Source organism: Paracoccus yibinensis (genome assembly GCF_030846195.1).
Classification (GTDB): domain Bacteria; phylum Pseudomonadota; class Alphaproteobacteria; order Rhodobacterales; family Rhodobacteraceae; genus Paracoccus; species Paracoccus yibinensis.
In genome coordinates this window covers 308,657-323,780 of the sequence record NZ_JAVCWH010000004.1, presented here as the reverse complement: position 1 = coordinate 323,780, position 15,124 = coordinate 308,657, and the positions used below count along the sequence as shown (strand labels likewise).

At 66.8% G+C, this 15,124-nt stretch carries 14 protein-coding genes and 1 tRNA gene; 1 reads left to right on the top strand and 14 read right to left on the bottom strand.

The window, feature by feature from the left end:
• Positions 1-9 precede the first annotated feature (9 nt).
• From RAH32_RS11905 to RAH32_RS11860, 10 genes are all read right to left on the bottom strand, one after another.
• Positions 10-978 (bottom strand): cyclodeaminase, encoded by a 969-nt coding sequence (locus RAH32_RS11905; RefSeq protein WP_306608152.1) that lies wholly within the window; start codon positions 976-978, stop codon positions 10-12.
• Entirely contained in the window at positions 975-1,934 is a 960-nt protein-coding gene (gene eutB / locus RAH32_RS11900) for a hydroxyectoine utilization dehydratase EutB (protein ID WP_306608151.1), read from the bottom strand. The genes RAH32_RS11905 and eutB overlap by 4 nt, the downstream gene beginning before the upstream one ends.
• Complete coding sequence (locus tag RAH32_RS11895; protein WP_306608150.1) at positions 1,931-2,674, bottom strand: aspartate racemase/maleate isomerase family protein; 744 nt, start codon at positions 2,672-2,674, stop codon at positions 1,931-1,933. Before RAH32_RS11895 ends, eutB begins: the two co-directional genes overlap by 4 nt.
• A complete protein-coding gene (gene ehuD / locus RAH32_RS11890; RefSeq protein ID WP_306608149.1) occupies positions 2,671-3,330 on the bottom strand; it encodes an ectoine/hydroxyectoine ABC transporter permease subunit EhuD in 660 nt (219 codons plus the stop codon). The genes RAH32_RS11895 and ehuD overlap by 4 nt, the downstream gene beginning before the upstream one ends.
• Positions 3,330-3,989 (bottom strand): ectoine/hydroxyectoine ABC transporter permease subunit EhuC, encoded by a 660-nt coding sequence (gene ehuC / locus RAH32_RS11885; RefSeq protein WP_306608148.1) that lies wholly within the window; start codon positions 3,987-3,989, stop codon positions 3,330-3,332. Before ehuC ends, ehuD begins: the two co-directional genes overlap by 1 nt.
• Positions 3,990-4,052: 63 nt before the next feature.
• The gene (gene ehuB / locus RAH32_RS11880) at positions 4,053-4,874 is read right to left on the bottom strand and encodes an ectoine/hydroxyectoine ABC transporter substrate-binding protein EhuB (RefSeq protein WP_306608147.1); all 822 of its coding nucleotides are present in this window, start codon (positions 4,872-4,874) and stop codon (positions 4,053-4,055) included.
• 23 nt (positions 4,875-4,897) lie between these two features.
• The gene (gene ehuA, locus RAH32_RS11875; protein WP_306608146.1) at positions 4,898-5,683 is read right to left on the bottom strand and encodes an ectoine/hydroxyectoine ABC transporter ATP-binding protein EhuA; all 786 of its coding nucleotides are present in this window, start codon (positions 5,681-5,683) and stop codon (positions 4,898-4,900) included.
• 95 nt (positions 5,684-5,778) lie between these two features.
• The gene (gene ehuR, locus RAH32_RS11870) at positions 5,779-7,167 is read right to left on the bottom strand and encodes a MocR-like ectoine utilization transcription factor EhuR (RefSeq protein ID WP_306608145.1); all 1,389 of its coding nucleotides are present in this window, start codon (positions 7,165-7,167) and stop codon (positions 5,779-5,781) included.
• A 106-nt stretch (positions 7,168-7,273) separates the two neighbouring features.
• Positions 7,274-8,707, bottom strand: coding sequence for an aldehyde dehydrogenase family protein (locus RAH32_RS11865; protein WP_306608144.1), 1,434 nt, complete (start codon positions 8,705-8,707; stop codon positions 7,274-7,276).
• 113 nt (positions 8,708-8,820) lie between these two features.
• Complete coding sequence (locus RAH32_RS11860) at positions 8,821-10,224, bottom strand: aminotransferase (protein WP_306608143.1); 1,404 nt, start codon at positions 10,222-10,224, stop codon at positions 8,821-8,823.
• A gap of 146 nt (positions 10,225-10,370) precedes the next feature.
• Here RAH32_RS11860 and RAH32_RS11855 point away from each other — a divergent pair, with 146 nt between their 5' ends.
• Positions 10,371-10,832 carry an Lrp/AsnC family transcriptional regulator gene (locus RAH32_RS11855; RefSeq protein WP_306608142.1) on the top strand — a complete coding sequence of 154 codons (462 nt, stop codon included), beginning with the start codon at positions 10,371-10,373 and terminating at the stop codon, positions 10,830-10,832.
• Positions 10,833-11,070: 238 nt separating this feature from the next.
• On the opposite strand, the gene RAH32_RS11850 is transcribed toward RAH32_RS11855, so the two are convergent.
• The 4 genes from RAH32_RS11850 to RAH32_RS11835 all read right to left on the bottom strand — a co-directional run bounded on the left by RAH32_RS11850 (position 11,071) and on the right by RAH32_RS11835 (position 15,124).
• Positions 11,071-11,146: transfer RNA gene (locus tag RAH32_RS11850), tRNA-Thr, on the bottom strand.
• 85 nt (positions 11,147-11,231) lie between these two features.
• Positions 11,232-13,022 carry a heme biosynthesis protein HemY gene (locus RAH32_RS11845; protein ID WP_306608141.1) on the bottom strand — a complete coding sequence of 597 codons (1,791 nt, stop codon included), beginning with the start codon at positions 13,020-13,022 and terminating at the stop codon, positions 11,232-11,234.
• A 10-nt stretch (positions 13,023-13,032) separates the two neighbouring features.
• A complete protein-coding gene (locus tag RAH32_RS11840; protein ID WP_306608140.1) occupies positions 13,033-14,307 on the bottom strand; it encodes a COG4223 family protein in 1,275 nt (424 codons plus the stop codon).
• Positions 14,308-14,461: 154 nt separating this feature from the next.
• Entirely contained in the window at positions 14,462-15,124 is a 663-nt protein-coding gene (locus tag RAH32_RS11835; RefSeq protein WP_306608139.1) for a uroporphyrinogen-III synthase, read from the bottom strand.

Genomic DNA, 15,124 nt, shown 5'->3' with positions numbered 1-15,124 from the left:
GGGTTGCTTTCAGAAGGTAAAGTCTTGGCCAGCCCCCGCCCAGGCCGCGCGGGCCAGGGCAAGGGTGGCGATGGCGGTGTCCTGGATGCCGGTCCCGGTCAGGTCGGCCAGGGTGATCTGCGCGTCGTCGCTGCGCCCCGGCGCCTGACCGGCCAGGATCTGCCCCAGTTCGGGGAAATCGCCGTCAAGCCCCGCATGGGCCAGTTCGCCCAGGGCACGGGTCTGCGACAGCCGGTCGGCCACATAGCGGGCGGCGGCGATCAGGCGCGGGGCGATCTCGTTCTTGTGCTCGGCGTCCGATCCCATGGCGGTCACGTGGGTGCCGGGCGCGACGCGGTGCAGGATCGGCGCAGTGGCGGGCGTTGTGGTCACGACGATGTCGGCCCCTGCCGTCGCGTCGTCCACCGTCGCGGCGGCGGTAACGGGAATGGACAAGGCGGCGGTCATCTCGGCCGCAAAGGCCTGCGCCTTGGCGGGGTCGCGCGCCCAGACGGTTGCGCCGGTCAGCGGACGCACCAGCGACAGCGCCTGCAACTGCATCCGCGCCTGCATCCCCGCGCCCAGGATCGTCGCCCGCACGGCATCCTTGCGGGCAAGCGCGTCGGCGGCAACGGCCCCCGCGGCGGCGGTGCGCACATCGGTCAGCCAGCCGTTGTCCAGCAGCAGCGCCTCGACCAGCCCGGTCGTTGAGGACAGCACCACCATCATGCCGTTGGTGGACGGCAGGCCAAGCGCCGGATTGCCGAAGAAACCGGGCGAGATCTTGATCGCGAAATGCGACAGGCCCGGCACATAGGCGGTCTTCACGTCCACTTCCCCCCGATGTTCGGGGATGTCCAGCCGCAGGATCGGCGGCATGGCCACCGGCGTCGTCGCAAGGGCCACGAAGGCGTCGCGGATGCAGGCCACGGCCCCGGCGTCAAGCGGAACAAGCGCGCGGAGGTCGGCCTCGGTCAGGATCTTCACCGGCGGTCTCATGCGGCCTCCGATGCGCCCGCCATGACGCGGGCATGCAGGGCGGGGTCGATGTTGGCCCCCGACAGGATGGTGACGACCGGGCCGCGCGGCGTGATCTTTCCGGCCAGCAGCGCCGCCGTTCCGACCGCCGCCGCGCCTTCGACGACATGGCCCGCGCGGCCCAGGTGGCGGATACCTTCGGCGATTTCCACCTCGGTCAGCAGGATCACCTGATCCAGCAGGTCGCGGCACAGCGGAAATGTCACGCGGTTTCCCAGCCCGATCCCGCCACCCAGGCTGTCGGCCAGGCTGGCGGTTTCCACGACCTCGACCGGGTGTCCGGCGCGGATGCTGGCGGCCATGGCCGCGCCGTTCTCCATCGTCAGGCCGATCACGCGGGTCCGGGGCGACAGCGCCTTGATCGCCAAGGCGATCCCCGCCGCAAGGCCGCCGCCGGACAGCGGCACCAGCACCGCCTCGGGGGCGCCGATTTCCAGCCCGATGGTCCCCTGCCCCGCCACCACGTCGGGATGGTCGAAGGGCGGGATTGCGGTCATCCCCTCATGGGCCACGGCGCGGGAAACCTCGACCATCGCGTCGTCCTGGCTGTCGCCGACGATGCGCACATCGGCCCCCAAAGCGCGGATCGCCTGGATCTTGTTCGCGGGCACCAGCCGGGACAGGCAGACCGTCGCCCGCACCCCAAGCGCCCGCGCCGCATGGGCAAGCGCGCGCCCGTGATTGCCGGTCGAGGCGGTGATGACGCCCCGCGCCAGCCGGTCCCGGTCCAGCGACCGGATTGCATTGGTCGCGCCCCGCAGCTTGAAGGCGCCGGTGGTCTGGCGGTGTTCGCATTTCAGCCAGACCGGGTGGCCCAGCCGCGCGGACAGCACCTGATCCTCGACCATCGGGGTCTGCGCGACATGGCCCGCAATGCGGGCGGCGGCGGCGCGGATGTCGTCTGGGGTGACGCTCATGACAGCCTCATCAATTGGCCGGGCAGCGCGGCCCCGGCATCGCCGCAGGCCCGCAGCGCGGCCCAGAGCGTCGCCAGATTGGCCGAGACGACCGGCAGGCCCACCGCATCCTCGATCCGGGCCGCAATCCCGGCGGCGCGGACGGCGGTGCAGGCGATGAACAGCGCCTGACTGCCTGGCGCCACGGCGGCGCGGGCGGCTTCGATGATCGTGGCATGGGACAGGCGGGCCATGGCACGATCGTCGGTCATGTTCAGGCAGGAAATACCCCGCAACGCGAAGCCGCCGCCCTCGAAGCAGTCGGCCATGGGCCGCGTCGTCTGCGGTGTATAAGGGGTCAGCAGCGTGATCCGGTCCGCGCCAAGCGCCCGCAGCGCCGCGAACCCGGCCGAGATGGGCGTGATCGCCCGCGCCCCCGGCTTGCCCGCGTCGATGGCCGCGCGCACGCGGTCGTCGCCGATCACCACGGATGCCGAGGTGCAGGAATACACCACCGCGTCCAACCCCTCATCCGGCAGGATAAGGGCGGCGGCCCGCGTCACGTCGCCCGCCATCGCGGCCAGGGTTTCCGGCGTCACCGGATTGGCGAAGGGGATGCGTGTCGCATAGACGCCGATGCCGCGCGGCGGCAGGGTGGCGAAATCGACCTCGGTCGTGTGGTCGGTCGCCAGCGTCACCAGGCCAACGCGGCGGGGCAGCGGGCGGTCGTCCAGCGTAAGGGGCAGGTCCAGGATGGTCACTTGCCGACCCCTCCGTAACGGCGTTCCAGCCACCGCAGCCCGACCACGGAAATCACGCTGACGATCAGGAACATCACGCCGACCATCGTCATCGGCTCGACATAGCGATAGGAACTGTTGGCGACGGACCGGGCCTGGTTCATCAGTTCCAGCACGGTGATGGCCGACAGAAGCGGCGTTTCCTTGAACATCGCCAGCAGATAGTTCGCCATGGCCGGGATCATCGGCGGGACCGCCTGCGGCAGGATCACGTGGATCCAGGCCTGGCGCGTGGTCAGGTTGGTGGCCTTGGCGGCTTCCCACTGCCCGCGCGAGACGGCTTCGATCCCGCCGCGATAAACCTCGGCGGTATAGGTGGCGTAATGCAGGCCCATGCCGATCACCCCGGCGGTCAGCGCCGGCAGGCGGATGCCCAGGTCGGGCAGGACGTAGAAGATGAAGTAAAGCTGCACCAGCAGCGGGGTGCCGCGGATGAATTCGACCACGAAGCCCGTGCCGCGCGACACCAGACGGCTGGGCGACCGGCGCAGGATCGCGAAGACCAGCCCCAGCACCGCCGCCACGATGGCGCCCAGGACGGTGGCAAGGATGGTGATCCTGAAGCCGTCCAGAAGCTGCGGAAGGATCGACCAGGCAAATTCCCAATCCCATTCCATCAGCGCACCCCGTCAAGGCCGCGCGTCACGCGCCGTTCAAGCCGCCGCATCCCGAAAGAAATGGCCGAGGACATCGCGAAATACAGCACCAGGATGGTGATGAAGGGCAGCAGCGTGTTGCCGGTCTGCGACCGCACGATCTGCGCCTGGAAGGTCATGTCGGCCAAGGAAATCAGCGACACGACCGCCGTCGCCTTCAGCAGTTCGATCGCGTTGTTTCCGAAGGTCGGCAGCATCAGGGGCAGGGCCTGGGGCAGGATCACGTGGCGCATCCGCTGGAAGCGCGTCAGGTTGACGGCGATGCAGGCCTCGGTCTGGTCGCGCGGCACGGCCAGGATCGCGCCGCGCACGACCTCGGCCCCATAGGCGCCGACATTCAGCCCAAGCGCCAGCACCCCCGCCTGCATCGGCGTCGGCGCCCAAAGCCCCGTCATCGGCAGCACGAAGTAAATCCAGAACAGCTGCACGAAGATCGAGGTTCCGCGGAAGAACTCGATATAGACCGTCGCCAGCCACCGCAGCACGGCATGGCGGGAAAGGCGGCCCAGCCCGGCCAGAAAGGCCATAACCAAGGCCAAAGCCGACCCCATCAGCGTCAGCTGGATCGTGGTCCAGGCCCCCTGAAAGATCAGCGTCAGATATCCAGACCAGTCGCCCATGCGCTGATGCCTGCCTTTCCTGTCTGCGGTCAAAGGGCGGGGCGCGCGGCCCCGCCTGTCAGGTCACTGCTGGGCGCAAAGCGTCTCGCGATTGGTCGAGATCGCCGCCTGGGCCGAGAAGCCGTAGGGTTCGATGATCTTCGCGAACTCGCCCGATTCCTTCAGCTTGGCCAGTTCGGCGTCGAAGGCGTCGCGCAGGTCGGTGTCGCGCTTGTTGAAGGCCGCGCCGTCGCAGTAAACGGGGGCGCCCACGACCGGCGCGAACACCTCGAGCTTGTCGTCGCCCGATTTCGCCAGCAGGTCGTTCAGCGACAGGACCGGCAGCGAATAGGCGTCGATGCGGCCGTCCTGCACCATCTTCAGCCCCGACTGCGGGTCGGGCACCACGATCAGCCGGTCACGCGGCACGCCCGCGTCAAGGGCCAGCTTTTCCTCGGTCCCGCCACCGGGCGCGCCCAGACGGGCTTCGGGGTCCTTGGCGAAATCCTCGTAGGACTGGAAGCCCTTGGGGTTGCCCGCGGGCACCAGCAGCGCCTCGGCATCGCACAGGATCGGCTCGGAATAGGCGACCGCGTCGCAGCGTTCGGGTTTCATGAACAGGCCCGCCGTGATCGCGTCCACACGACCCGCCTGAAGGCTGGGGATCATGGCGCCGTAATCCAGGATCGAGGCCTCCAGATCCTCGACCCCAAGCGCGGCGAAGACGGCGCGGGCCACGTCAGGGGCGGCCCCGGAAACCTTGCCGGAGCTGTCGATGGCGGTGAAGGGCGGTTCGTTGCCGATGGCGATGCGGACCGTTCCGGCTTCTTTCAGATCCTCCAGCTTGTCGGCAAGCGCGGGGATTGGGGCTGCCAGAAGAACGGCAGCGATCAGGCATGTTTTCATCGTTCTCTCCAGTTGGGTGTGCATCACACGCGCTGTCCGGCGGCGATGATCTTGCGCAGGAAGGACTTCGTGCGGTCCTCTTGCGGCGCGGTGAAAATCTGGTCGGGCGGACCTTGTTCGACGATGCGGCCCTTGTCGAAGAACAGCACGCGGTCGGCGAAGTCATGGGCAAAGCCCATCTCGTGCGTGACCAGCAGCATGGTCATGTCGGTTTCGCGCGCCAGGCGTTGCATGACTTCCAGCACTTCCTCGACCAGTTCGGGATCAAGCGCCGAGGTCACTTCGTCGAACAGCATGATCTGCGGTTGCAGGGCCAGGGCGCGGGCAATGGCCACGCGCTGCTTCTGGCCGCCCGAAAGCTGGCTGGGCATGTAGTCGGCCTTGTCCGCAAGCCCGACCATGTCCAGCAATTCGCGCGCCCGGCGTTCGGCATCCGGGCGCTTCTCGCCCTTGGTGAGGATCGGCGCCATCGTGATGTTCTGCAGCACCGACTTGTGCGGGAACAGGTTGAAGTGCTGGAAAACCATGCCGATATGGCGGCGCATCCTGTGCAGGTGGGCCTCGTCTGCGGAAACCTCGGCGCCGTTCCTGGTCATGTGGTAAAGCGGCTCGCCACAGACTTCGATCCGGCCGCCCGAGATATCCTCCAGCGTCATCAGGATGCGCAGGATCGTCGTCTTGCCGGACCCCGATGGACCGATCAGGGCCAGCTTCTCTCCTTTCATCACATCGAAGTCGAGGCCGTCGATGACGGTCAGCGTCCCAAAGGATTTCCGAAGGTTCTGGATGCGGATGATCGGCTGGTCCAAGATGTCCCCCTGGCTGTCAGCGCGACCTTTGCCTCTGGATTATATCAGGTCAATACAGAAAATAATATCATATCAATTTTTTGGGGCCGCTTTGACTATCCGATCAGCGGAAGCAGCGGCTCGGCCATGCTGCCAAGGCTGTCCTTCACCAGCGAAAGACCCCGGCGCAGGTCGCCGGCACTGGTGGAGCCAAGGGCGATGCGTACCGCATCCCGCCGTCCCCGGTCGTCTATGCGAAAGGCGCCGCCCGATGCCACCGCAACACCGCGACGCCGGGCCTGCGCCACGAAATCGTCTTCGTTGCTGCCGGGGGGCAGTTCCAGCCAGAGGTGCAGGCTTTGCGGGTGGGTGTGGAAGGATGCGTCGCCCAGAACCTCTTGCGCGATCTGGTGGCGTTCGCGCAGGGCCTCGCGTTGACACAGGATCAGCCGGTCCACGGTGCCGTCGCTGATCCAGTGGCTGAGCAGTTCCGCCATTGCAGGCGTCGCCATCCAGTTCGTGACCAGATGGCGGTTGGCCGTCGCAAGGGCGATGCGCGGCGGGGATACCAGCCAGGCGACACGCAGGCCCGGCAGGGTCGATTTGGTGAAGCCGTTGACATAAAGGACGCGTTCAGGCGCCAGGGCAGCCACGGGCGGCGGACGATGCTCGATCATCTTGTTCAGCATGTCGTTCTCGATGATCTGGATGTCGTGCCGCCGGGCCACCTCGACCACTTCGCGGCGGCGTTCCAGACTGCTGACAATGGCCAGGGGATTGATCGCGGAAGGCTGCAAGTAAAGCGCGTGGAGGCTGTTCTTGCGGGCCAGTTTATCCAAGGCGTCCGGCAAGATGCCATCGCGGTCGAAGGGCAACCCTTCAAGGTGCAGGCCCAGGTATTTCGACAAGGGAATGAGAAGATGATGCGTCAGGGTGGCGGCCGCGATCGTCCCGCCGACCGGAACCGCGCTCATCACCGCGGTCGTGATGGCCGAGGTTGCGCCGTCCGTGATGGTGATGTTGTCGGGCGCCACATCCAGGCCGTTCCGCCCCAGCCAGTCCGCCGCAACCTGCTTGTGCCGGGGCATGACCGAACTTGGCCGAAAGGCCAGGGCCGCCGATTCCGTCAGGTTGTCCGCCACCCAGTGCAGGCCCTTGCGGAATATCTCGACATGCCTGCGTTCGGTGACCGGCTTCAGGATCGACAGGTCGATCAGCGCCGCCTCTCGCTGGGCAAGATAGGGCGCGCGATTTTCTGCCGCCGGGGGAAGCACGAAGGAGCCGCGCCCGACCTCTCCGACCACAAGGCCGCGGCGGATGAGTTCCTCATAGGCACGCGAAACGGTCTGGACCGACAGTCCAAGATCGTCTGCAAGCTTGCGATGCGGCGGAAGGCGCGCGCCCGCCGCCAGGATGCCTTTTGCAATCGCCTGCGCGAACTGGTCGGCCAGGGACTGATAAGCGGGACGACGCAGGGTAGCGGGATTGGGAAGCCAGGAGGTCATGTCGATCCACGCCGAAGATGCATGGATCATAATGACATGATCTCCCCGACAATGACCAGAGATGTAATTCAGATCATATCGGGATTGTAATGAAATTGTGCTGCATTCAGGTCGGCCAGCGTCCGTGCGGGGCGGCTGCTGCCCGGTCGATGCAGACGACCTTGGGCTGGGTCATGTCTTCATAGGCAAAGCGGACCCCCTCACGCCCAAGGCTGCCGTGCTTGAACCCGCCAAAGGGCATCGCGTCGAAGCGATAGTCCGACGAGTCGTTCACCATCACGCCCCCCGCTTCGATCCGCCTTGCGGCTTCCAGGGCCAGGCCCAGATCCGATGTGAAAATTCCCGCGTGCAGGCTGAAGTCGATGGCGTTGGCCATCTCGATCGCCGCATCGAAGCTGTTGAACGGCTCCAGCGTCACGATGGGGGCGAATGCCTCCTCGCACCAGATGGCCGCATGATGGGGCACATTCTCCAGGACGGTCGGCGCATAAACGGCGCCATCGCGGCGGTGCCCGATCAGGACGCGCGCACCAAGGGCGACGGCTGCGTCCACCGCGGCCTCTGCACGTTCGGCCGCAGCCTCGGAAATCAGGGGACCCACATCGGTCGTCTCCATCAAGGGATCGCCTGCGACAAGCCGGGCGGTGCGGGCGACGAAACGGTCGCGGAACGTGTCATAAACCTGCCGTTCGACAAGGACCCGCTGCGTGCCGATGCAGTTCTGCCCTGCGGCCCAGAAGGCGCCGGAAACCGAGGCTTCGACCGCGTGATCCAGATCGGCGTCCGCCATGACGATGACGGGCGCATTGCCGCCCAGATCCATCGCCAGCTTCTTCAGCCCTGCGCCGCGGGCGATCGCCTCGCCGGTGCGGAAGCCCCCGGTGAACGAGACCATGCGCACCTCGCGCGCGGCGACCAGGGCTGCGCCCAGGTCCGGCCCGCCGACTGCCGTGGTGACCACCTCCTCTGGCAGGCCGGATTCAATCAGCGCCAGCACCAGCGCCAGCGCCGACAGCGGCGCCAGTTCCGAGGGCTTGAGCAGGACGGCATTGCCCCCCGCAATGGCCGGGCCCAGCTTGTGGGCGACGAGGTTCAGCGGATCGTTGAACGGCGTGATCGCCAGGATGATCCCCAGGGGTTCGCGGCTGAACCAGCCCATGCGGCTTTCGGATCCGGGATAGGCGTCAAACGGGACGACCTCGCCCGCATTGCGGCGGGCTTCTTCGGCGGACAGCTTCAGGGTATTGACGCAGCGCCGGACTTCCTTCCGGGCCTGGCGGATGGTCTTGCCGGCCTCTGCGGTGATCTGCCGGGCATGGATTTCCAGATCCGCCCTTATGCGGTCAGCGGCACTTTCCAGGATCTCGGCACGCTTGTGGCGCGGCAGGTCGCGGGCCACCGCTGCCCCGCGCCGGGCCCGGTTCATCAGCATGTCGATATCCGCCGCCAAAGTCTGTGCGACGGCACCGACGGGCAAGCCGGAAAAGGGATTGCGAACGGTGATGTCGTTGGTAGCGAAAGCGGAAATGGAGTTCACCATCGGCTCCTGTGACCTGTCAGAGGGCTGCAAGGCATCGACTGCGGGTTCGAACGAACCGCAGGACGGGGAATGGTCAGGGACGCCGCGGCGCCCCTGCCGGAAATCATCTGCAATCAGGCGAGCGCGGTTTCGCCCGCAAGCTCGTTCATGACCTCGCGCGCGGCCTCGGCGGCCAGGCCGACGATCTGGTCCACCTCCTTGGGCGTGACGACCAGCGGGGGCGCAAAGCCCAGGATGTCGCCATGCGGCATGGCACGGGCAATCAGGCCACGGGCGCGGGCGGCAGCCGAAATCCGCGCACCCACCTTCAGGCCCGCGTCGAAGCGGGTCTTCTTGTCGCGGTCGGCAACGAACTCGACCGCTGCCATCAGGCCGACGCCACGCACCTCGCCCACGATCGGCATCTGGGCAAAGGCCTTGCGCAGTTCCGATTGGAAGTATTCGCCGGTGGTCCGGGCATTGCCAGGCAGATCCTCGCGTTCGACGATGTCCAGCACGGCATTGGCGCAGGCCGCGCCGATGGGATGGCCGGAATAGGTGTAGCCATGCGAGAAGGCTCCGATCCGGTCCGCCGCGTCCTCCATGACCTGATAAACCCTCTCGCTGACGATCGAGGCGGAAAGCGGGACATAGGCAGAGGTCAGGCCCTTGGCGACGGTGATCAGGTCCGGCTCCATGTCGTACTTGATGCTGCCGAACATGGCGCCGGTGCGGCCGAATCCGGTCACCACCTCGTCGGCGATCAGCAGGACATCATATTTGCGCAGCACCGCCTGGATCGCGGCCCAATAGCCTTCGGGCGGAGGAGTGATGCCGCCGGTGCCCAGAACCGGCTCGCCGATGAACGCCCCTACCGTATCGGGGCCTTCGCGCTGGATCAGGTCTTCAAGCTCTTGCGCGCGGCGGGCCGAGAACTGCAATTCTGTCTCGCCCGGCTCGGCGCCCCAATAGTGATGCGGCGCGCCGGTGTGCCTGATCATGCCCATCGGCAGGTCCATGTGGTCGTGATAGAAGCTCATGCCCGTCATGGAGCCGGAAATGACCGAGCAGCCGTGATAGCCGCGTTCACGGGAAATGATCTTCTTCTTGTTCGGCTTGCCCCGCAGGTTGTTGTAATACCAGACCAGCTTTGCCTGGGTTTCGTTGGCGTCCGATCCCGACATGCCATAGAACACCTTGCTCATCCTGCCGGGGGCCATGCGGACAAGCCGGTCGGAAAGGCGCGCAAGTTCCTCGGTCGTATGGGCCGCGTAGCTGTGGTAATAGGCCAGCTGATACGCTTGGCGGCTGATGGCCTCGGCCACCTCGTCGCGGCCATAACCGATGTTGACGCAATACAGCCCGGCAAAGGCGTCGATCAACTGGTTGCCCTTGGCGTCCTGGATGCGGATGCCCTTGCCGCCGGTGACGATCGTGGGATCGCCCGCCTTGCCCGTGGCGAAGTCCTTCAGCTGCGTGAAGGGATGCAGGACGCTGCGGCGGTCCATGTCGGCAATTTGGCGTATGTCGAGGCTCATGTGAAATCCTTGCTGTCAGACCCTCGGCCCCATAAGGCCGGATTTGACCCATGGTATCGCCTTGTCCGGCACAGTAATCTGCGAACTATCCTCTCACGCGATGAAAAACATCTTCTTTTGGTATTCTTGTGCAGGATTTCCTCATCATGAATCTGGATAGCATTGACCGCCGCCTTCTCCAGGCGGTTCAGGAAAACAACCGGCTCCCGACCGAGCAACTGGGCGAACTTGTCGGCCTTTCCGCAACGGCCTGCCAGCGCAGGCTCAAGCGGCTGCGGGCCGAAGGCGTCATCGAGGCGGATGTGGCGATCATTGCACCCGAAGCCCTTGGCCGCCCGGTGCAGGTGCTGGTCCAGGTGTCCCTGGAGCGCGAGCGGGCCGACATCATCGACCGCTTCAAGGCCGCGATCAGGAAAACGCCCGAGATCATGACCGGCTATTATGTGACGGGCGAGGCGGACTTCATCCTGGTCGTGACCGCACGCGACATGGCGGATTACGAGCAGTTCACGCGCCGCTTCTTCTATGAGAACTCCAACATCAAGGGCTTCAAGACCATGGTCGTCATCGACCGGGTCAAGGCAGGCTTTACCCTGCCCATCGACTGAACCCATCAGGCCGGACGCCCCAAGCTTCCCAGGAAAGCAGGAAGAAGACATCCGCGCCTTTCCAGGATGGCATTCCCGGAAAGGATGTCATCTTCGTTCTGCTATTTCGTGGCTACCATCATCGTCTCAAGGTGAATGTCCGCAGGTCATGGTTGAAAGTCCCGCCGCCCGGACCATCCTTGCAGACCTTGAATGCAGAAACGGCCAGCCCCGGGGGAGCTGGCCGTTTCTGAATCGGTGGTGCCGGTGAAGGGACTCGAACCCCCGACCCCATCATTACGAATGACGTGCTCTACCAGCTGAGCTACACCGGCATCTGGTGACGCGCCCGATAGCAGGTTCCCCGGCGGGGGAAAAGGGGGCGCGGCATATTTTCTGCACGCCCCCAGGGGATATCAGTCAGGGACGCGTCTTCCCCTCGGTCCACTCGGCATCCTCGGGCGGCAGGACATCCGGGCGGACCAGGACAGGTTCAGGACGGTCATCCCTGTCGAAGGGACGCTCGGGGGCAGGCTTGTGTGTTGCGGGAGGGGCATCCTGCGGGGCCGGCATGGGCTGGACCTCGACCTTGACGGGCTCCGGGGTCACAGGTGCCGGTTCGGGTGTCGTGACGGTGCTGACGGGTTCGATCATCACGTAATCGCGTTCACGCGGCACCATTCCGGGCGCCACGTCCGCGACCTCGACCCGGCGGGTTTTCGGCGCATCGGGCTTGCGCTTCGCAGCCGGGGGCGGCGGTGCAATCTCGGGCGCGGGATCGGCGATGGTCGCATCTTCCGCCGTGTCAGACCCGTTGGAGCGGGATTTCGGTGCGCCGACGAGCAGGGGCAGCATCTCGGCGCCCTTGGTTGCCGTGGCGACGGCCCGGACCTTGTCGGGTTCCCGCCAGGTCAGGGTGTCGAAGCCGCCGCAACTGTCACAGACTGGCGCCCAGTCGGACATCACGTTGTGGCACTTGTCGCAGACCCATTGCGGCCCCCGCGAGGCCGTCAGAGCGCGCGCCAGATAGCCGCGCACGACGCTGTCGTCGGCCCCTTCGCCGCGTTCCACCGCCGCCATAATCGACAGGGTCCGAACGGTCGGATGCTTTTCCGCCAGATCGCCAAGCGCGCGGCGGGCGCCCGGAAAATCCTCGGCCGCCAGCAGCAGTTCGGCCCGCAGCAGGCGCGATTCCTCGTCGTTGGGGTTCTTGGCGATCAGCCGCTCGAAGCGCGTCAGCCGGGCCGACGGCGTCTCGTCCGGCACGATCTCGGCATAGGCTGCCGCGATATCGGGATGCGGGCGCACCGACCAGGTCTTTTCCAGCACGCGCGAGGCGTTGCGGTAATCCTTTTGCGCGATATAGCTGCGCGCCGCCAGCACTGCCGCCGGGATCAGGTCGGGCGAAGCCTTGTTGGCGGAAATCGCGGCTTCGCGCGCGCTGATGGAATTGCCGTGGGCCAGGACCTCGCTGGCTTCCTGCAGTGCCAGCACGGCGTCGCGGCGGATATGCACGTCCTTGGGCAGGTCGCCCTGGCGGCGCTTGTCCTTCAGCAGCTGCCGCGCGCCCTTCCAGTCATGCTCGCGCATTTCCAGGGTCAGCAGCGTGTCCTGCAATTCGCGGTGCTTGGGCTTCAGGGCATAGGCCTTTTGCGCCAGCAGCAGCGCCGTCGCGGTGTCGCCTTCGTCGATCTTCTGGCGCATCAGGCCCCGGATGCCGACAAACCGCGTGCGGTCGTCTTCCAGCAGCGTGCGATACACCTGACCCGCGCGCGCCTTGTCGCCCGCCACCTCGGCCGCCTGGGCGGACAGCAGGTTGGTGATATGGGGCATGTTCAGGTATTTCTCGGCCTTGGCGGCCTTGTCCTGGGCCAGCTTGCCTTCGCCCGACGCGACGGCCAGCATCCCCTCGCCCAGGGCCTGATAGCCCTTGCGTTCGCGGGACCGCGCGAAATAGCGGTCGATGGCGGTTTCATCCCCGGCCAGAAAGCGGAGAAAGGCCACAAACAGCCCCAGCAGCTTGAAGACCAGCCAGGCCAGGACCATCAGGATCAGCAGCGCCACGACCGCCTTGACGGGTGTCAGCGCGTATTCGGTGCCGGCATATTCCAGGCGTAGCATCTGCCCGGTTTCCGACAGGCGCATGGCGCCCAGGGAAACAAGCAGCACGAAGGCGAAGAAGAACAGGATTTTCAACAGGGACAGCAGCATTGCCCGGACCTCAGTTTGCAGGGGCGGACAGGTCGGACAGGGCCGCCTGCGCGTCGCGATAGGCGGTAGCCCCGGCCAGCCATTCGGCCATGGCGGTGGCGGTCTTGCCCGGTTCCGGCAGCGCCTCGATTTCCGTCACGGCATCACCGATGCGGCCTTCCTCGACCGCCGCGTTGGCGCGCGACAGGATCGCATCGGGGTCCGTGCCTTCGCGCGGCTCGACCGATCGGGCGCCGGTCTGGGCGCGGATGAAGTTGCCGAACAGGCTGCCATTGCCCGCCGCGCTGTCCTGGCGCAGGGATGCGCGCAGGGCCGCCCGCGCCGCTTCAGGGAAGGACGCCTGCAGGCTGTCCAGGCTGGGAACCTCGCGCGTCAGCGCCTCGGGCGCCTCAAGTCCCGCGCCTTCCAGGGTCTGGCGCGCCTCGTCCGGGGTCACGCCCCGGTCAAGGGCGGCTTGCAGCGCCGCAACGGCGGCGACGGCTTCGGCCCGGCGGGTGCTTTCCGCGGCGGCTTCCTGCAACTGCTGCGCCTCGGCCTGGGCTGCGTTGATCCGGGCCTGCGCGGCCTGGGCTGCGGTCTGAAGCTGCTGCTCCAGCGTGTCGGCCTGCTCGGCCAGGGTCTGCACGCGCGCGGCAATGTCGGGGTCGATCTGCGGGCGGGCGGCCAGTTCCTGGATCCGCGCAGCCTGCGATTCGACCTGCTGGCGCAGCGCGGCCAGATCCTCGGCCGAAGGGCCGGCGGGTGTCTCCGGGGCCGCGGGGGCCTGGGCTATTTCGGCGCGCAGGGCGTCGATCTGCTCAGACGTCGCGGCCTGGGCGGCGGCCACAGCCTCGCTGCGGATGGCAGCGACATCGATCTCGGGGGCTGCCGTGGCGACAACCTGGGATTCGGGCTGTTCGGGCAGCCAGCCTGCGGGCAGGTGCGGCAGCGCCCAGATGGTCGCGGCCGATCCCAGTCCCGCTGCAACCACCCCGCCCAGGAACACGGGCCAGAAGCCGGTCTTCCGCACGGTCACCTTCTGCGCCGGGGCAGCGGTCGAGACCGGAGTCGAGACCGTGGCCGTATCCAGTGCCGGGGCATCGCGCACAACGGGTTCGGCTGGCTTGTCCTCGGGGGCATCCTGGGCCTTGCGCGCAGCGGGGGGGTGCTGGTCCGTCCCATCCCCCAGCAGGGTGGATTCCACCGGCCTGATCTCGGTCCCCGACCCGGCAGGGGCGGCAGGTTCGCCCGGGGCGATGTCGGTCTGGGCGATGATGCCCGGTTCGGCCGGATTCTTCTTCAGCATCAGGGGCGGCGTGTCCTGCGCAGTCTCGGAAGGGCTGGAGCTTTTCGTCTTGTTTGGCTTTTTCACGTCTTGTCCCCGTCTCGCGGCAGCAGCATAGCCGCGTCTGGCCTGCAGCCTAATAAGACCGCGGCTGCTTCTCAACCCGCCCTGCGCATCATTGTTCCGCCAAGGCAAGCCGGCGAATGGCCGCAACCATGGCCGCAGCCTCGGGCCGGTCGGCCACCTCGTGGCCGGTGGAAGGCCCATCCCAGGCAGCCAAGGTCGCGTCGCTGATCGCCACCGGCCACAACGCCGCCCTTGCGCCCCGCGCGGCATCCGAGGCAAGCCGGGCGCTGCGTGGCGAAAACAGCGGCAGCACCACAGGCGCGTCACCCGCCAGCAGCGCTCGCGCCCGGTCGGACAAGGGCAGGGCCTGCTGGTCATAGACAATCACCCCCGGCACCGGCAGGCGCTTGGCCAGATGGCGGCCATGCGGGTGGATCAGCGGCACGTCTGCCGCCTTGATCAGCGGGAAAAGACCCTCGGCAAAGCCGTTTCCTTCGCGCACGTCGAACCCGGCCTCGCGCGCCATCTGCGCCGTGTGCCCGCCCACGCACAGCGCCAGCCGCCCGCGTCCAGGCCCCGCCGAAGCCACAGCATGGGCCGAGGTGAAGACCAGCCCCGGCGCCGCGTGCAGGGGCGCGCTGTCGTGATCCACGGCCTTGATTTCCAGCAGCGGAGAGATCACGGCATCCCAGTCCGGCAGCATCGCCGCGAAGCGTCGCGAATCTTGCAGCGGGCGTGTCAGCAACAGGACAGGCCGCGCGGGACTGGACAT